A 16,769-nucleotide genomic window follows, 5' to 3' on the forward strand; every position below is an offset into this window, starting at 1 on the left:
GTGGTCGGCACGGGCGCGACGGTGGACGACGTGGACCCCTTCCGCCTCGGCATGCCGAAGATCCCCGGCCTCACGGAGCTGCTCACGCTCCTGCAGACGCAGACCGAGGCACTGGCCCAGCTGCCGCGCACGCTGACCGACCTCAACGCCGCCGTCCGGGAGCTCATCGCCGCCACCTCGACGGCGACGTCGGCCATCTCGTCGGCGCAGCGCACCGCCGAGCGGCTGGAGGGGCTGGTCGGCGAGCTGGAGGAGCCGGTGCGGGCGCTCAAGCCGGGGCTGGAGCGGGTCGCGCGGGTGCTCGACGACCCCGCGGTGGAGGCGGTGCCGGACATCATCCGCACCATCGACGAGGACCTGATGCCGATGATCGCGACGCTGCGTCAGGCGCAGTCGCGGGTCGCCGGGGTCACCGGCCTGCTGCGCCGCCGGGGCCGCCCCGACGACCGCCCCGACGACGCGGACGCGGCCGGCTGACGGTCGCCGCGGCCGCCGTCCAGTGCGGCGGGCGCCCGAGGACGGCGGGCAGCCGGGTGCCGGCGTCGCCGCGGGCGGCGGCCACCTGCGGGCGGGTGAGGAACAGCGCACCGCTGAGGTCGGCGCCGCGCAGGTCGGCCGCGCGCAGGTCCGCGCCGAGCAGGTCGGTGCCGGTGAGGTCGGCGCCGCGCAGGTCCGCGCCGATCAGGTAGGCGCCGCGCAGGCTCACCCCGCCCAGGTCGGTCCGGCGCAGGTCGGCGCCGACCAGGTCCGCGTCGCGCCGGTCCCGCCCGCCGGCGCGGACGGCGGCGCTGACCCGGCCCAGCAGCTCCCCCGCCTCCCCGCGGACCGCTCCGGCGTCGACCGCTGCCAGCTCGGCCGGTGGGCCCGCGGCCAGCCGCTCCGTGCGCCCGAGCGCCGCGGTGACCTCCCCGTGCAGGCCGGCCGGCAGCGGGAGCGCGGCCGCCTCGGTGAGGTACCAGAGCAGCTCGTGCAGCTGCCGCAGGACGGGGAACGCCGCCGCGACGCCGGGGTCGGTGGCCGGGTCCTCGACCGCGGCCGCCCGCACCAGCCGCTGGCCGGCGCCGAAGCAGTCGAAGACCGTGCAGCCGGGGAAGCCGCGCTGCCGCAGGTCGGCGTGGATGCCGCAGCGGGCGGCGGCGGTGAGGTGGACGCAGGCCCGGCCGGCCGGCTTGTCGATCGCGAAGTCGGCCGAGGCGGCGAAGGCGGGCAGCACGCAGCACAGCCCGGCGCAGGACGAGCAGTCGGCGGCCAGGTCCCGCCGCCGGTCGGCGGGGGCAGCCGCCGGCGGGGCGGGAGGGGTCACCGATCCAGGGTAGGGGCCCCCTCCCCGTCGAGATCCCGCGATCTCGCACACGACGGGGCCACTCGAGGGGCGAGATCGCGGGATCTCGACCGGGGGTGCGGCCAGGATGACGGGCGTGGACGTGCTGAGCAGCCGCGTGCTCCTGCGGCCCACCGACCCCGCGCGCTCGCAGGCGTTCTACCGCGACGTCCTCGGGCTGGCCGTGTACCGCGAGTTCGGGCCGCCGGGGCACCGCGGGGTGGTGTTCTTCCTCGGCAACGGCCTGCTCGAGGTCTCCGGCCGCGCCGACCAGCGCCCGCGCGGGCTGGCGCTGTGGGTGCAGGTGCGCGACCTGGCCGCCGAGGTGGCGCGGCTGGCCGCGGCCGGCGTCCCCGTCGTCGCGGAGCCCGGGCGCATGCCGTGGGGCCTGCTGGAGGCGACGGTCGAGGACCCCGACGGCGTGGCGATCGTGCTCGTCGAGGTCCCCGCCGACCACCCGCTCCGGGTCGACGTCCGCCCGCCCGGCTGAGGCGACGGGCAGGAGGGCCCTTGCTCAGTCGGTGCCGGACTCCATCGCGGCGCGGTCGAGCAGCTCGTCGTCGGCCGGGGCGGTGCGGCCGGCGATCGCCTGCGCGCCACCCTCGGTCATCCGGTCGATGAGGCCCGTGGCGGCCGCCTGCGCGGCGCCGATGACGGCCGGCTCGGCCCCGCCGCCGACCATGCCGAGGCGCGCGTACTGCTCGAGCTTGGCGCGGGAGTCGGCGATGTCGAGGTTGCGCATGGTCAGCTGGCCGATCCGGTCCGTGGGCCCGAACGCGGGGTCCTCGGTGCGCTCCATCGACAGCTTGTCCGGGTGGTAGCTGAACGCCGGGCCGGTGGTGTCGACGACCGACCAGTCCTCCCCGCGCCTCAGCCGCAGCGTGACCTCGCCGGTGACGGCCATGCCGACCCACCGCTGCAGCGACTCCCGCAGCATGAGCGCCTGGGGGTCCAGCCACCGGCCCTCGTACATGAGCCGGCCCAGCCGGCGGCCCTCGGTGTGGTAGGTGGCGAGGGTGTCCTCGTTGTGGATGGCGTTGACCAGCCGCTCGTAGGCGGCGTGCAGCAGCGCCATGCCCGGCGCCTCGTAGATGCCGCGGCTCTTGGCCTCGATGACCCGGTTCTCGATCTGGTCGGACATGCCGAGGCCGTGCCGGCCGCCGATCGCGTTGACCTCGAGCACCAGGTCGACGGCGGAGGCGTACTCCTTGCCGTTGACCGAGACGGGCCGCCCGTTGGCGAAGCCGATCGTCACGTCCTCGGGCTCGATCTCGACGGCGGGGTCCCAGAACCGGACGCCCATGATCGGCTCGACGATCTCGATGCTCGCGTCGAGGTGCTCCAGCCGCTTGGCCTCGTGGGTGGCGCCCCAAATGTTGGCGTCGGTGGAGTAGGCCTTCTCCGCGCTGTCCCGGTAGGGCAGGCCGTGCGCGGCCAGCCACTCCGACATCTCCTTGCGGCCGCCGAGCTCCTCGACGAACCGGGCGTCCAGCCACGGCTTGTAGATCCGCAGCGACGGGTTGGCCAGCAGGCCGTACCGGTAGAACCGCTCGATGTCGTTGCCCTTGAACGTCGAGCCGTCGCCCCAGATCTGGACGTCGTCCTCGAGCATGGCGCGCACCAGCAGCGTGCCGGTGACCGCGCGGCCCAGCGGGGTGGTGTTGAAGTAGCTGCGCCCGCCGGAGCGGATGTGGAACGCGCCGCAGGTCAGGGCCGCCAGGCCCTCCTCGACCAGCGCCTCCCGGCAGTCGACCAGCCGGGCGATCTCCGCGCCGTAGGCGGTGGCCCGGCCGGGCACCGAGGCGATGTCGGGCTCGTCGTACTGCCCGATGTTCGCGGTGTAGGTGCACGGGACCGCGCCCCGGTCGCGCATCCAGGCGACCGCCACGGAGGTGTCGAGACCACCGGAGAAGGCGATCCCGACGCGTTCGCCGACGGGCAGGGACGTGAGCACCTTGGACACGAGAGAGATTATGCACGACCACGCATGACCATTCACGGGCGGGGTCGGGGCCCCCGGACCGGTGGGGCAGGATCGCAGGAGTGCCGGACCTCTCCCTCGGCGACGACCTGCGCGCTCTCGTCGACGCCTCCCCCTCCCCGTTCCACGCCGTGGCCGAGCTCACCCGCCGGCTGACCGCCGCCGGGTTCACCGAGCTGGCCGAGGCCGACGCGTGGCAGCTCGCCCCCGGCGGGGCGCACGTCGTGGTGCGGCAGGGCAGCCTCGTCGCGTTCCGGCTGGGCAGCGCCCCGCTCGCCGACGCCGGCATGCGGCTGGTCGGCGCGCACACCGACTCCCCCACGTTCAAGGTCCGGCCGCGGTCCGACGTCCGGCAGGCCGGCTACCGGCTGGTCGGCGTCGAGCCCTACGGCGGCGGGCTCTGGCACACCTGGCTGGACCGGGAGCTGACCGTCGCCGGGCGGGTGGCGCTGCGCGGCGGCCGGACCGTGCTGGTCCGGCTCGACGGCGCCCCGCTGCGGCTGCCGTCGCTGGCCATCCACCTCGACCGCGGCGTCCGCGAGGGCCTCACCCTCGACCCGCAGCGGCACCTGGTCCCGGTCTGGTCGCGGGACCTGGACACCGAGCCCGGGCTCACCGAGGCGCTCGCCGCGGCCGCCGGGGTGGCGCCGGGCGACGTCGTCGGGCACGACCTGGTGCTGGCCGACACCCAGCCCGCGGCCCCGGCCGGCGCCGACGGCACGTGGGTCGCCGCGCCACGGCTGGACAACCTGGCCAGCTGCCACGCCGGCGTGACGGCGCTGGTCGGCGCGGCGCCCGGCGAGCGCACCCAGGTGCTGGTCGCCAACGACCACGAGGAGGTGGGCAGCGGCTCGATGTCCGGGGCGCGCGGCAGCTTCCTCGAGGACGTCGTCCGCCGGCTGGTCGCCGTCACCGACCCCGGGGACCCGCAGGCCCTGCCCCGGGCGCTCGCGCGGTCCCGGCTGGTCTCGGCGGACATGGCGCACGCGGTCCACCCGACCCGGCACGACCGGCACGAGCCCGCGCACACCCCGCAGCTCGGCGGCGGCCCGGTGCTCAAGGTCAACGCCAACCAGGCCTACGCCACCGACGCGGCCGGCGGCGGCTGGTTCGCCGAGCGGTGCGCCGAGGCGGGCGTGCCGGTGCAGTACTTCGTGTCCCGCGCCGACCTGCCCTGCGGCTCGACGATCGGCCCCCTGGCCGCCACCCGGCTGGGCGTGGCGACCGTCGACGTCGGCGCGCCGATGCTGGCCATGCACTCCTGCCGCGAGCTCGCCTCGGCGCTCGACGTCCCGTTGACGGTCGCCGCGCTGACCGCCTGCTACGAGGACTGAGCGGGCGGCGGCTCCTGGCCGGGAGGCGGCTCCTGGCCGGGAGGCCGGCCGGCCGGGGCGCGGCGGAGGACGTCGGCGAAGGACTCCTCCAGCCGCGCCCAGGTGCCGCTCCACTCGACGAGCGGCTCGAGGATCCGCTCGAAGACCGCGAGCTGCTCGTCGAAGGCCTGCAACTGCCCCATCAGGCCCTCGACGAGCTGGCGCTGCGCCCGCACCGACGCCGCGATCGACCGCACCTGCGCCGCCGACATCGCCCCGGGCGGCGAGGGCAGCCGCGGCAGGGAGAACCCCGACGGGACGGCGCCGGCGGCCAGCCGGGTGGCCCGGTCGGTGAAGCCGCGCAGCTGCGCCACGAACTCCTCGACCGACCGTGCCACCAGCCCGCCGTCGCGGGGCCTGTCCTCGGACTCGCTCACGCGCACCTCCCCCGGCTCTCCCCGCCCGGTCGGCGGGACCCGGCCCAGTCTCGCGGCTGCGGACCTCAGCCGCCGGTCAGCGCGCGCAGCGTCCCGGCGTTGCGGACGGCGTGGCCGTACCCGTCGTTGTTGAAGTACGCGTAGACGTCGCGGCCCTGCCCGGCCCACTCGCCGATCCGGTCGGCCCACCAGCGCAGGTCGGCGTCGGGGTAGGAGCCGGCGTACAGGTGGGCGGCGTCGGGCCCGTGCAGCCGGACGTAGACGAACGGCGCCGTCGCGCGCAGCACGCACGGCAGGCCGGCGCCGCTCATCACGCAGTAGGCGGCGCCGTGCCGCTCGAGCAGCGCGAACACGTCCTCGTCGTGCCAGCTCGGGTGGCGGAACTCCACGGCCACCCGCATCCAGTCCGGCAGCAGGCCGAGGAAGTGGTCGAGCCGGGCGTCGTCGCGGGCGGCGGCCGGGTGCAGCTGGACCAGCAGCACCGCCCGCCGGGGCCCCAGCTCGTGCCAGGCCGCGGTCATCCGCTCGACCCACGCCTCGGGGGCGTACAGCCGCTTGGCGTGGGTCAGCCCGCGCGGGGCCTTGACCGACAGCTGGAAGCCCTCGGGCAGCCGCTGCCGCCACCCGGCGAAGGTCGCGGTGCGCGGCCAGCGGTAGAAGCTCGCGTTGAGCTCGACGGTGCCGAACCGGCGGACGTAGTGGGCCAGCCGGTCCCGGGACGGCGTCCCCGGCGGGTAGAGGACGCCCTCCCAGTGGTCGTAGCTCCAGCCCGACGTGCCGACGTGGACGGTCACCGGGGACCCCGCGGGGTCAGGCCGCCCGGCGCAGGCCGGCCAGCCGGGTGGCGGCGGCGAGCACCCGCCCGTACGAGCCCGGCGCCAGCCGCACCAGGACGTCGGGGACGACGGCGCTGGCGCCGATGAGCAGCCGCGGCCGGCGCCGCTCCACCGCCTCGACGATCCGCTGCGCGGCGCGGTCGGCCGGGTAGCGCAGCAGCCTGGCGAACTCGCGCTTGCCCCGCTCGGCCTCCGCGGGGTCGGCACCGCTGGCCACGCGGGCGGTCTCGGCGATCCGGGTGGCGATGCCGCCGGGGTGCACGCTGGTCACGCCGACGCCGTCCTCGGCCAGCTCGTGCCGCAGCGCCTCGGTGAACCCGCGGACGGCGAACTTGCTCGACGCGTACGCCGCCTGCCCGGCCGGCGCCATGAGCCCGAAGAGGCTGGAGACGTTGACCAGGTGCGACCCGGGGTTCCCCTTCAGCGTGGGCAGCAGCGCGTGGGTGAGCCGGACGGCGGCGCGGAAGTTGACGTCCATGACCCACTCGAACTCCTCGAGGGTCACCTGGTCGAACCGCCCGCCCAGCGCGACGCCGGCGTTGTTGACCAGCAGCGTCGTCGCCGGGTGACCCGCGACGACCCGGTCGGCGGCCTCGCGCAGCTGCCCGGCGTCGGCGAGGTCGGCGACGACAGTGTCCACCGACCGGCCCGGGGAGGCCGCGCGGACCGCCGCCGCGACGCCCTCGAGCCGCTCGGCGTCGCGGTCGAGCAGCACGAGGTCCGTGCCGCGGGCGGCCAGCCGCGGGGCGAGCGCGGCGCCGATGCCGCTGGCCGCCCCGGTGACGACGGCGGTACCGGTGAAGGCGTAGGGGCGCACGCGGCGACCGTATCCGGCGGCGCTCAGGGCAGCCGCCACACCGTCGTCCGGCGCAGCCCGGGCCCCTCGGTCTCGGGGACCTCGTACACCGCGGCGGGCTCCAGCCGCTCGTGCGGCAGGTACGGGCGGCCGGGGTCGCCGATCAGCACGGCGCAGCCGCGGGCCCGCGCCCGGTCGAGGAAGGGCAGCACCCGCCCGGTCATCTCCCGGTCGTAGCAGACGTCCCCGGCGACGACGACGTCGACGGCCGGTGGCTCCCGGTCCAGCACGTCGCCGGTGACGCTGATGCCGGTCACGCCGTTGAGGCCGGCGTTGACACCGACCGCCGTCCGGGAGAACGGGTCGACGTCGCTGGCCAGCACCCGGCGGGCGCCGGCGAGGACGGCGGCGACGGCGACCAGGCCGCTGCCCGACCCGAGGTCGAGCACCGTGCGGCCCACGACGGTGGCGGGCGCGTCGAGCAGGTGGCGGGCCAGCGCCTGCCCGCCGGGCCAGGCGGCCGCCCAGAACGGCGGCTCCTCCCCCGCCCCGCCGGCCGCGGTCTCCATCGCCTCCCACAGGGCGACGACGTCGTCGGCGACGTGCAGCCGCACCTCGGGGACGAGCGAGGGCCGGCGCACCTGGGTGTGCGCGCGGACGAACCCCGCGGGCACCACCCGGGTGGCCGGCCCTCGCTGGATCACCTGGGGATCAGTACCAGCCGGTGGCCTGCGAGTGCGCCCAGGCGTCGCACGGCGAGCCGTAGCGCTCCTCGATGTAGATCAGGCCGGCGTCGATCTGGCGGTAGCCGTCGGAGGTCTTGGCGATCCCGGTGCTGGCCCAGGTGGAGTCCAGGAACTGCGGGATGCCGTAGGCGGTGCTGGTGGGGTTCTGCGCGTTGGGGTTCCAGCCGCTCTCCTTGCCCCACAGCTTCTCCAGGCAGGAGAACTGCTCGCCGCTGCCGACCTTGCTCAGCGCGTAGTCCTTGAAGGAGCCGGAGGGCGCGGCCGGCGCGGCCTCCTCGGCGGCCTGCTCCTCGGCGGCCTGCTGCGCGGCGGCGGCCTCGGCGGCGGCCTGCGCCTCGGCGGCCTGGCGGGCGGCCTCCTGCTCCGCGGCGACGCGGGCGGCCTCGGCCTCGGCGGCGACGCGGGCGGCCTCGGCCTCGGCGGCCTGGCGGTCGCGCTCGGCCTGCTCGGCGGCGAGCTGCGCCTGGGCGGCACCGGCCTCCTGCGCACTGCGCTCGGCGCGCGAGGCGGCGACGTCGGCCAGCGTCGTCAGGTCGGGGGCGGTCGCGGCCTGCGCGGCGGCCTGCTGCTGCGGGATGCCCAGCTCGTCGGCGACGCTGACCGCGGTGCCGGCGGTGTCGGTGCCGGCGGAGGCGGCCGGGCCGCTGGTGGAGACGACGCCCACGATCAGCGCGCCGGCCGCGGCGGCGCCGAGCAGGAGGGCCGGGCGGCGCGGGCCCAGTGGCGGGCTGCCGCGGCGGAACAGGCGCCGGCGGGCGGGGGCCTCGGCGGCCGGCTCGGCGGCGTCGGCGAGCGCGGGCAGCTCGCGGGTGGCGGTGTCGGCGAGGACGTCGGGGGTGGCGAGCTCGACGGTCACGGGGGCGTCGGCAGGCGTGTTCGGGACGTGGCGGGACATGAGGGGGTGAGGGCTCCGAGGGAGAGTGCGCGCGGCAGCGGCCCGGAGGCGGACCTCGGGCGTGCGGGTGCGGCGCGGGTCTGGGGGGGTGTGGCGGTACGGGGTCCCCGGCGACGTCGTCGCAGGGAGCGGCAGGGCAGGGGCGGCCGGCGTCAGGCGGACGCGGGGGCGCGGTGTGCGCGCGGGCAGCTGCACCTGCGGGCCGCTTCGGCCCGGAGGCGGGGCATGCGGAGACTCTCCGTTTCTTCCGTGAGCCGCCTACCGAGTTAGCTGACGGGTTCGGGCGGGAAGGAGCCCTACGCGCGCCGGGCCGGAGCTCGGCGGGCGCGATTCACCCCAGTACTGCGGTGGGTCCCCGGCTCGCGTCCACGGGTGCGGACACGACTCGGCGGCGTCCGGCCGGGCTCCCCGGGACGGGGACCTGACGACCTGCCGGACGCCAGCCACCGTACGGTCGTTACCGGTTCGTGACAACGGCCGGGGCCGGAGGTGCGGTCGGGACGCGTGGTGCGGACTCCCCCGTCCCGGAACGCACCTCCGCGTCACCGCTGGTCAGGAGGCCGCGGCGACCTCGGGTCGGCCGGGACCGTGCAGAGGTGTCACGTCGGACACGTCCGTGGCGGACGGCGCCGGACGCGCCCCCGCGCGGGGCTCGGGCGCCGGGTCCTCCCCGAGGCGGGGCAGGCCCCGCTTGTCGCCGAGGGCGTGGACGTCGTCGGGCACGACCCCGGTGACGACGGCGAGCGCCTCGTCCAGCTGCCCGGTCAGCAGGCGCAGCCAGTCGCGCGCCCGGTCGCGCTCGTCGCGTAGGGGCGCGAGCTCGGCCTCGACGGCGGACCGGCGCTCGAGCGCCTCGGCGTCGGCCCGCGCCCGCGCCTCGGCGGCCTCGCGGTCCCGCCGCGCGCGCTCGGCGGCGGCCCCCTCCTCCAGCCGGGCCGCCTCGCGGCGCGCGGCCTCCAGGATCGCGGCGGCCTCGCTGCGGGTCTGCTCGCGGGCGGCGAGCACCGCCTCGCGCATCTCGGCCACCCCGGACAGCCGGGCCTGTGCCTCGGTGAGCGCCTCGGCGCGGATCCGCCCGGCCTCCTCCTCGGCGGCGGCGGTCAGCGCGGCGGCCGCCTCCTCGGCCCGGCGCATCATCGCGGCGGCGTCCTCGGGGCCGGGCAGGCTCTGCCGCTCGCGGACCAGCTGGGCCAGCCGGCGGCGGGCGTTCTGCAGCTCGGCCGACGCGGCGGCGTAGCGGCTGAGCAGGTGCTCGTTCTCCCGGCGCAGGACCAGCAGCTCGGTCTCCGCCCAGGCGACGTAGTCGTCGACCTGCAGGCGGTCGTAGCCGCGCACCGCCCCGGTGAACACCGGCCCGGTGCCCAGCAGGCCGTCGAGCCCGCGTCCCGGAGGCGGTTCGGCGGGGCCGTCCCCAGCCCCGTCCGGAGCAGCTCCCTGTCCCCGCAGCGACATCCCGGTTCCCCCTCGGTGCGCTCCGATCCGGTCCCCCACCGGCACGCCGGCGGGGGGTGATCACAGAGTTCCACCCGCCGGGTGCGGCCGAACGGGCCGACACGGGTGGGCGCGGGACGTGCGGACCGGTCGCGCCCGGACGTGCCGGGCCGGTCACCGTGCGCGGTCGAGAGGTCTCAGTACGGTCACGGCCCCCGGGGGGAATGCCCGGCGGGGGCGGCTCGTTGGGCGGGGTACAGTAGTTGCACTCTCAACCACATGGAGCACGAGATGCAGTTCGGGGTCTTCACGGTCAGCGACGTCACGACCGACCCGACGACGGGGCGGACGCCGAGCGAGGCGGAGCGGATCAAGGCCGTCGTCACCATCGCGAAGAAGGCCGAGGAGGTGGGCCTCGACGTCTTCGCGCTCGGCGAGCACCACAACCCGCCGTTCTTCTCGTCCTCCCCCACGACCACGCTGGCCTACGTCGCCGCGCAGACCTCCCGGCTGCAGCTGTCGACGTCGACCACGCTGATCACCACGAACGACCCGGTGAAGATCGCCGAGGACTACGCGATGCTGCAGCACCTCGCCGACGGCCGCGTCGACCTGATGATGGGCCGCGGCAACACCGGCCCGGTCTACCCGTGGTTCGGCCAGGACATCCGCAACGGCATCCCGCTGGCCGTCGAGAACTACGCGCTGCTGCGCCGGCTGTGGGACGAGGAGGTCGTCGACTGGCAGGGCCGGTTCCGCACCCCGCTGCAGGGCTTCACCTCCACCCCGCGGCCGCTGGACGGGGTCCCGCCGTTCGTGTGGCACGGCTCGATCCGCAGCCCGCAGATCGCCGAGCAGGCCGCCTACTACGGCGACGGCTTCTTCCACAACCACATCTTCTGGCCGAAGGAGCACACCCAGCGGATGGTGGAGTTCTACCGGTCCCGGTTCGAGCACCACGGCCACGGCGCCGCCGACCAGGCGATCGTCGGCCTCGGCGGGCAGGTGTTCATGCGGCGGAACAGCCAGGACGCCGTCGCCGAGTTCCGGCCCTACTTCGACGACGCGCCGGTCTACGGGCACGGGCCCTCGCTCGAGGACTTCTCCCGGGAGACGCCGCTGACCGTGGGCAGCCCGCAGCAGGTCGTCGAGCGCACGCTCGGCTTCCGCGACTACGTCGGCGACTACCAGCGGCAGCTGTTCCTCATCGACCACGCCGGCCTGCCGCTGAAGACCGTGCTCGAGCAGCTGGACCTGCTCGGCGAGGAGGTCGTGCCGGTGCTGCGCCGCGAGTTCGCCGCGCTCAAGCCGGCGCACGTGCCCGACGCCCCCACCCACGCCGCCCGGGTGGCCGCCCGCGGGGGCGCGCAGGACTCGACCGTGTACGCCGCGGGTGACGACGTCACCGGGCAGGCCCGCGCGGAGGTGTCCGTCCGATGACCACCCGCACCCTGGCCGTCGTCAGCGCGGGGCTCGGCGTCCCGTCGTCGACGCGGCTGCTGGCCGACCGGCTCGCGGCGGCGACCGTCGCCGCGCTGCGCGAGCGCGGCGAGGACGCCACCGTCGAGGTCGTCGAGCTGCGCGAGCACGCCCGCGACGTCGCCGACGCGCTGGTCACCGGGTTCCCGAACGCGGCGCTGCGCGCGGTGGTCGGGACGGTGACCGGCGCGGACGCGGTCATCGCGGTCACGCCGGTGTTCACCGCCTCCTACAGCGGCCTGTTCAAGTCCTTCGTCGACGTGCTGGACAAGGACGCGCTCACCGGCACGCCGGTGCTACTCGCGGCGACCGCCGGCACCGCCCGGCACTCGCTGGTGCTCGAGCACGCGATGCGGCCGCTGTTCGGCTACCTGCGCGCGGTGACCGTGCCGACGGCCGTCTTCGCGGCGAGCGAGGACTGGGCCGGCGGCGAGGGCGCCGGCCAGGAGCTGACCGCACGGATCACCCGCGCGGCCGGCGAGCTGGCCGACGTCGTCACTGGCCGGCCGGCGTCGGCCCGCCCGGCCGACCCCTTCGCCGACGTCCCCTCCTTCGAGGACCTGCTGCGGGGTACCGCCTAGGACCGGTCCTGGACCGGCGCCTGGGACGACCCGCCGCCACGCGGGTCCGCGTGCCGCGCCCGGTCGCGCTCGGGGGCCTGCCGGGCGACCGGCACGCCCTCCGGCGCGGCCGGCGGCCCCGCCGGCACCGGCGCGGACGGCGGCACGGCCGGCTCCGGACGTCCCCGCAGCCGCGGGTAGGCCAGCACCAGGCTGGCCGCCAGGACGATGGCCAGGATGACCGCCCACGTGCCGGTGTAGTCGGCCCACGAGTCGGTGAGCAGCAGGAACGCCGGGAGGGCGGCGGTGAGCAGCCCGGCGACCACGGCGATCGCGCCCGTGTACCGGGTGAACTCCTCCCGCTTGAGCCCCAGGACGACGAAGAACAGCGCCCAGAGCACGGCCCAGTACAGCCAGATCACGCCGAAGCCCGGGTCCCGCGGCACGACGTAGAAGAAGCTGAGCCCGGCGTACACCAGCGCGCACGCCGCCACGAACGCGGAGAACCAGCCGAGCCCCGTGCCGTCGAGGCCGCCGAGCAGGTTGATCCCCACGTACAGGTACGTGAAGCCGAACAGGTAGAGGCCCGACGCGGCCAGGATCGTGGCCGGGTCCCCGTCGGCCGTGATGATCAGGACCGTCGGCGTCACCACCTGCAGCGCCCCGACGAACAGGTTGAGCGGGGCGGCGGCGCGCGCGTCCACCCGCCCCAGCAGCATCAGGCCGTTGACGACCAGGACGGCTCCCACGTACAGCAGTCCCACGGCTCCCATGTGCGGTCATCTCCTCGGATCCCGCGACGGTGCGGACGTCCCCCGTGGCTGGTGCCGGCGCCTGTCGCGCCGGCGGTCAGGAGCCGGGCTCCCCGGACTCCCGTTCGTTCTCCCGGACGGCCTCGTCCTCCTCGAGGGCCCCGTCCTCCTGCAGGGCCTCGTTCTCCTGCAGGGCCTCGTTCTCCTGCAGGGCACTGTCGATCAGGTCGGCCAGCCCGCCGACCGAGCGGTGCGGACCGCCCCGGCGGACGACGACCGGCTCGGGCACGTCGTCGGGCTCCCCCGACGACAGCCCCTCGGTGAGGTCGTGCGCCGCCCGCAGCGCGGCCTTGCCGGCGCGGTCGGCCGCCTCGTGGCGCTCGATCCGCGGCACCTCCCCGCTCACCTCTCGCCTCCTCCCCCTCCCCCGCGGCCCCGGCCCTCCCGGCACGGTCGGTGACCCCCGGACCCGGTTGGGCGGACGGCGCGCCGGGTACTCCACGTCCCGGCCTCGAACAGCCGGGAGCCGTGCAGTGCTCGTGTGAGGAGCGATCCGTGCAACTCCGGGTCGAGGTGGTGTGGACGTGCGCGCCGTGCGAGGTCGGCGGGCAGGACGTGACGGAGGACGGTGACGACGACCCGACCTGCTGGAACTGCGGCGGGCCGGTCGTGGTGACCGCCCGGCCCTCCGTCCGCCGGCCCTTCCCCGAGCCGTTCCCGGAGCCGGACGCCGCCTGAGAGCGGCGCCCGGCCCGGGCGGGCGGGTCCCGGCGTGCGCCGGGACCCGCCGGGCGGTCAGGACGTGACGGCGCACTGCCCGCGGTCGGCACGGGCCGGCCCCGACGCCGACGGCTTCACGTCGAAGTCGAAGATCGCCGTCGGCAGGTACAGCGAGCAGCAGGCGTTCGGGATGTCGACGACCCCGCTGACGCGGCCCTCGATCGGCGCCGAGCCGAGCAGCAGGTAGGCCTGCTCGCCGGAGTAGCCGAACTTCTGCAGGTACCGGACGGCGTTGAGGCAGGCGTTGCGGTAGGCCTGCGTCGCGTCCAGGTAGAGGTTGCGGTCCTCCTCGTGGTCGACCGAGACCCCGATGAAGGTCAGGAACTCCGAGTAGCGGGGCTCGACGTTGCCCGGGATGAACACCGGGTTGGTGGTCACCCCGTAGGTCTCCATGCCGCCCTTGATCAGGTCGATGTGGAAGTCGATGAACCCGCCCATCTCGATGGCGCCGCAGAACGTGATCTCGCCGTCGCCCTGGCTGAAGTGCAGGTCGCCGCCGGAGAGCTTCGCGTCCTTCACGTGCACCGGGTAGAAGACGCGGGAACCGCGGCTGAAGTTCTTGATGTCGTGGTTGCCGCCGTTCTCCCGCGCCGGCACGGTGCGCGCGCCGTCCCGGGCGATGCCGTCCAGCACGTCGCCGGACGCCGTCCCGCCGAGGACCTGGTCCTCCAGCGGGAGCAGCGCGAGGGCGGGCACGCGGTCGGGGTCGGTGTCGGCCAGGGCCTTCTCCCGCCGGTTCCACCGGGCGAGCAGGTCGGCCGACGGCGCGGTGCCGAACAGCCCCGGGTGGGTCAGGCCGGTGTAGCGGACGCCCGGGATGTGCCGGGAGGTCGCCACCTGGCCGTGGAAGTCCCAGATCGCCTTGTAGGCGTCCGGGAAGTAGTCGGTCAGGAAGCCGCCGCCGTTGGCCTTGGCGAAGATGCCGGTGTAGCCCCAGCCCTGGCCGGGGGCGTCGCCGTACTCCTGCGGCGCCTGCACCGGGCCGAGGTCGAGGATGTCGACCACCAGCAGGTCACCGGGCTCGGCCCCCTCGACGCCGATCGGGCCGCTGAGCATGTGCGCCCGGTTGAGGTCGACGTCGCGGACGTCGTTCGCCGAGTCGTTGTTGCCGATCTGGCCGTCGGTCCACTCCCGGCACTCCACCCGGATGTCCTGCCCGGGCCGGACCATCGTGGCGACGGGTACGTCCGGGTGCCACCGGTTGTGCCCCGGGACGGCCTGGTCGCGCATGGACTTGGCCTGGTCGACGGTGAAGACGACGTCTGGCATGTCCCCCACACTCCGATCTCCGTTGACGGGAGGGCCGACCCGCGTCCGCGGGCCGTTCGCGGCGGCTCCGCGCGGGAGCCGGGGAGGCGACGGCGGCCCGGCCCAGTGGCCGCCGCGCGGGCTGGTCAGGGCTTCGGGAGGGCGCTCCACCGGGGGTCGCGCGGCACCGGGCGGCGGGGGGCCGGCGGCACGGCCGTCGTCACGGCGGGCGCGTCGGCGCTGGCCTCCTCGCGCGCCCGCGCCGCGGCCAGCGGCGCCGGGGTGCGCGCCAGCAGCGGGGCGGTGTAGACGCGCCGGCCGGTGTCGCCGCACGTGGGACACGCCTCCGAGGCCTGCGCGGTCCCGATGGGCCGCCGCACCTCCCAGGGGCCGCACGCCGGGCACCGGTACAGGTAGGCCGCCATCGAGGCCTCCGCGGGGAAGTCGGGACCACTCGGGAGCGGGCGACGCTAGTGGCGGGCCCGGACGGACCGGCGGGACCTTCGGCCCCATCCGTAGCGCGTCGCGACCCGCGGCCCCCGGACGGTGACGGCGGGTGTACTCAGCGGACGGCGTCCTCCGACGGCGCCGCGGAGCCGCCCTGCGGGGCCTCGGCCGTCATGATCCGGACGATCTCCGCGCGGTCGGCGGCCGAGGGCAGCCCCCAGCCGGGCTCGTAGTCGTAGACCTCGGCCAGCGGCCGGGACGCCGTCCGGCCGGTGAGCACCTCCACCGAGCCGGTGTCGATCAGCCCCGGGTGCTCGACGCCGCACGCCTCGGCCACCTTGAGCAGGTCCCGGCGCAGGGTGGCCACGTAGCTGGCCAGCCGCACCGACTTCAGCGCCGGGTCCAGGCCGTGCGCCAGCCACGCGTTCTGGGTGGCGACGCCGGTCGGGCAGGTGTCGGTGTGGCACTTCTGCGCCTGGATGCAGCCGATCGCGAGCATCGCCTCGCGGGCGATGTTGACCATGTCGCAGCCGAGGGCGAAGGCCACCACCGCGTTGTCGGGCAGGCCGAGCTTGCCGGCGCCGACGAACGTGACCTGCTCGGCCAGGCCGCGGCGGGCGAAGGTCGAGTAGACGCGGGCGAAGCCGAGCTGGAAGGGCAGCGACACCGAGTCGGTGAAGATCAGCGGCGCGGCCCCCGTGCCGCCCTCACCGCCGTCGACGGTCACGAAGTCCACGCCGCGGCCGGTGGTGGCCATCAGCCCGGTCAGCTCGTCCCAGAAGGTCATGTCACCGACGGCGGACTTGATGCCCACGGGCAGGCCGGTCTCGGCGGCCAGCAGCTCCACCCAGTCGAGCAGGCTGTCGGTGTCGGTGAACTCCGCGTGCCGCGACGGGCTGACGCAGTCGACGCCCTCGGGCACCCCGCGGGCGGCGGCGATCTCGGCCGAGACCTTCGCCGCCGGCAGCACCCCGCCCAGCCCGGGCTTGGCGCCCTGGCTGAGCTTGACCTCCAGCGCCCGCACGGGGGCGGACGCCACGAGGTCCTTGAGCCGCTGCAGGTCGAACCGGCCGGCCTCGTCGCGGCAGCCGAAGTAGGCGGTGCCGATCTGGAACACCAGCTCGCCGCCGTGCCGGTGGTGCACCGACAGCCCGCCCTCGCCGGTGTTGTGCAGGCACCCCACCAGCGCCGCGCCGCGGTTGAGCGCCTCGACGGCGGCCCCGGACAGCGAGCCGAAGCTCATCGCCGACACGTTCACCACCGACGCCGGCCGGAACGCCCGGGCCCGCCCGCGGGGGCCGCCGAGCACCTTGGCCGAGGGCAGCGCGACGTCGGCGGCCGAGTGCGGGTGGGACGGCGGCACGGCGCGGCCGAACGTGCGGTGGTTGATCACCGGGTAGCCCGCCGTGAACTCGAGGTCGTTGTCGGTGCCGAACCCGAAGTAGTTGTTCTCCCGCTTGGCCGAGGCGTACACCCAGCGCCGCTGGTCCCGGGTGAACGGCCGCTCCTCGTTGTTGCCGGCGACCAGGTACTGCCGCAGCTCCGGGCCGATCGCCTCCAGCAGGTAGCGGGCGTGCCCGATCACCGGGAAGTTGCGGAGCACGGTGTGCTCCCGCTGCACCAGGTCCCGGGCGGCCACCGCCGCCAGCGCCCCGAGTCCGGCCACCGCGGCCCGCGCCGCACCCCTCATCGCACTCCCCTTCCGCGCCGCTGCGGACCCCGGGCGGACCCCGGACAGCCATGGTGG

19 protein-coding genes and 1 riboswitch are annotated in these 16,769 nt (G+C 76.1%); of the genes, 6 read left to right on the forward strand and 13 right to left on the reverse strand.

The genetic code is table 11. The features are described from left to right. Positions 1 to 30 precede the first annotated feature (30 nt). The gene (locus tag ACI79L_RS00535) at positions 31 to 477 is read left to right on the forward strand and encodes a hypothetical protein (protein ID WP_456934894.1); all 447 of its coding nucleotides are present in this window, start codon (positions 31 to 33) and stop codon (positions 475 to 477) included. On the opposite strand, the gene ACI79L_RS00540 is transcribed toward ACI79L_RS00535, so the two are convergent. Next, a complete protein-coding gene (locus ACI79L_RS00540) occupies positions 410 to 1,303 on the reverse strand; it encodes a pentapeptide repeat-containing protein (RefSeq protein WP_456934895.1) in 894 nt (297 codons plus the stop codon). The two genes, ACI79L_RS00535 and ACI79L_RS00540, sit on opposite strands and share 68 nt — an antisense overlap. Positions 1,304 to 1,418: 115 nt before the next feature. Between ACI79L_RS00540 and ACI79L_RS00545 the strand changes: the two genes are divergently transcribed. Then, positions 1,419 to 1,811 carry a VOC family protein gene (locus ACI79L_RS00545; RefSeq protein WP_456934896.1) on the forward strand — a complete coding sequence of 131 codons (393 nt, stop codon included), beginning with the start codon at positions 1,419 to 1,421 and terminating at the stop codon, positions 1,809 to 1,811. A 24-nt stretch (positions 1,812 to 1,835) separates the two neighbouring features. Here ACI79L_RS00545 and argG read toward each other — a convergent pair whose 3' ends face one another. After that, on the reverse strand, positions 1,836 to 3,284 hold the full coding sequence (argG, locus tag ACI79L_RS00550; RefSeq protein WP_456934897.1) for an argininosuccinate synthase: 1,449 nt from the start codon (positions 3,282 to 3,284) through the stop codon (positions 1,836 to 1,838). An 80-nt stretch (positions 3,285 to 3,364) separates the two neighbouring features. Here argG and ACI79L_RS00555 point away from each other — a divergent pair, with 80 nt between their 5' ends. Then, entirely contained in the window at positions 3,365 to 4,636 is a 1,272-nt protein-coding gene (locus tag ACI79L_RS00555; RefSeq protein ID WP_456934898.1) for a M18 family aminopeptidase, read from the forward strand. Here ACI79L_RS00555 and ACI79L_RS00560 read toward each other — a convergent pair. From ACI79L_RS00560 to ACI79L_RS00585, 6 genes are all read right to left on the reverse strand, one after another. Beyond that, on the reverse strand, positions 4,624 to 5,052 hold the full coding sequence (locus ACI79L_RS00560; RefSeq protein WP_456934899.1) for a hypothetical protein: 429 nt from the start codon (positions 5,050 to 5,052) through the stop codon (positions 4,624 to 4,626). The two genes, ACI79L_RS00555 and ACI79L_RS00560, sit on opposite strands and share 13 nt — an antisense overlap. A gap of 65 nt (positions 5,053 to 5,117) precedes the next feature. Next, positions 5,118 to 5,846, reverse strand: coding sequence for a DUF72 domain-containing protein (locus ACI79L_RS00565; protein ID WP_456934900.1), 729 nt, complete (start codon positions 5,844 to 5,846; stop codon positions 5,118 to 5,120). 16 nt (positions 5,847 to 5,862) lie between these two features. Beyond that, positions 5,863 to 6,705 (reverse strand): SDR family NAD(P)-dependent oxidoreductase, encoded by an 843-nt coding sequence (locus tag ACI79L_RS00570; RefSeq protein ID WP_456934901.1) that lies wholly within the window; start codon positions 6,703 to 6,705, stop codon positions 5,863 to 5,865. A 23-nt stretch (positions 6,706 to 6,728) separates the two neighbouring features. Beyond that, entirely contained in the window at positions 6,729 to 7,388 is a 660-nt protein-coding gene (locus tag ACI79L_RS00575) for a class I SAM-dependent methyltransferase (protein WP_456934902.1), read from the reverse strand. Between the two features lie 7 nt (positions 7,389 to 7,395). Further along, entirely contained in the window at positions 7,396 to 8,286 is an 891-nt protein-coding gene (locus ACI79L_RS00580) for an aggregation-promoting factor C-terminal-like domain-containing protein (protein ID WP_456934903.1), read from the reverse strand. Between the two features lie 279 nt (positions 8,287 to 8,565). Further along, positions 8,566 to 8,726: riboswitch (cyclic di-AMP (ydaO/yuaA leader) on the reverse strand. A gap of 151 nt (positions 8,727 to 8,877) precedes the next feature. Further along, positions 8,878 to 9,675, reverse strand: a complete 798-nt coding sequence (locus ACI79L_RS00585) for a hypothetical protein (RefSeq protein ID WP_456934904.1) — start codon at positions 9,673 to 9,675, stop codon at positions 8,878 to 8,880. A gap of 360 nt (positions 9,676 to 10,035) precedes the next feature. On the opposite strand from ACI79L_RS00585, the gene ACI79L_RS00590 reads away from it, so the two are divergent. Continuing rightward, the gene (locus tag ACI79L_RS00590; RefSeq protein ID WP_456934905.1) at positions 10,036 to 11,196 is read left to right on the forward strand and encodes an LLM class flavin-dependent oxidoreductase; all 1,161 of its coding nucleotides are present in this window, start codon (positions 10,036 to 10,038) and stop codon (positions 11,194 to 11,196) included. Then, positions 11,193 to 11,816, forward strand: coding sequence for an FMN reductase (locus ACI79L_RS00595; RefSeq protein ID WP_456934906.1), 624 nt, complete (start codon positions 11,193 to 11,195; stop codon positions 11,814 to 11,816). Before ACI79L_RS00590 ends, ACI79L_RS00595 begins: the two co-directional genes overlap by 4 nt. Here the strand turns inward: ACI79L_RS00595 and ACI79L_RS00600 are convergent. After that, positions 11,813 to 12,568 (reverse strand): AmiS/UreI family transporter, encoded by a 756-nt coding sequence (locus tag ACI79L_RS00600; protein ID WP_456934907.1) that lies wholly within the window; start codon positions 12,566 to 12,568, stop codon positions 11,813 to 11,815. The two genes, ACI79L_RS00595 and ACI79L_RS00600, sit on opposite strands and share 4 nt — an antisense overlap. Before the next feature lie 76 nt (positions 12,569 to 12,644). Next, positions 12,645 to 12,953, reverse strand: coding sequence for a hypothetical protein (locus tag ACI79L_RS00605; RefSeq protein WP_456934908.1), 309 nt, complete (start codon positions 12,951 to 12,953; stop codon positions 12,645 to 12,647). A gap of 149 nt (positions 12,954 to 13,102) precedes the next feature. Here ACI79L_RS00605 and ACI79L_RS00610 point away from each other — a divergent pair, with 149 nt between their 5' ends. After that, positions 13,103 to 13,285: a hypothetical protein gene (locus ACI79L_RS00610; protein ID WP_456927949.1), complete on the forward strand. Its 183-nt coding sequence runs from the start codon at positions 13,103 to 13,105 to the stop codon at positions 13,283 to 13,285. 57 nt (positions 13,286 to 13,342) lie between these two features. Here ACI79L_RS00610 and fmdA read toward each other — a convergent pair whose 3' ends face one another. From fmdA to ACI79L_RS00625, 3 genes are all read right to left on the reverse strand, one after another. Next, positions 13,343 to 14,596, reverse strand: coding sequence for a formamidase (fmdA, locus tag ACI79L_RS00615; RefSeq protein WP_456934909.1), 1,254 nt, complete (start codon positions 14,594 to 14,596; stop codon positions 13,343 to 13,345). A gap of 125 nt (positions 14,597 to 14,721) precedes the next feature. Continuing rightward, positions 14,722 to 15,000 (reverse strand): FmdB family zinc ribbon protein, encoded by a 279-nt coding sequence (locus ACI79L_RS00620; protein WP_456934910.1) that lies wholly within the window; start codon positions 14,998 to 15,000, stop codon positions 14,722 to 14,724. A gap of 137 nt (positions 15,001 to 15,137) precedes the next feature. Continuing rightward, on the reverse strand, positions 15,138 to 16,712 hold the full coding sequence (locus ACI79L_RS00625; protein WP_456934911.1) for a glutamate synthase-related protein: 1,575 nt from the start codon (positions 16,710 to 16,712) through the stop codon (positions 15,138 to 15,140). Between the last annotated feature and the right edge of the window lie 57 nt (positions 16,713 to 16,769).

This window comes from Geodermatophilus sp. SYSU D00684 (assembly GCF_054050455.1).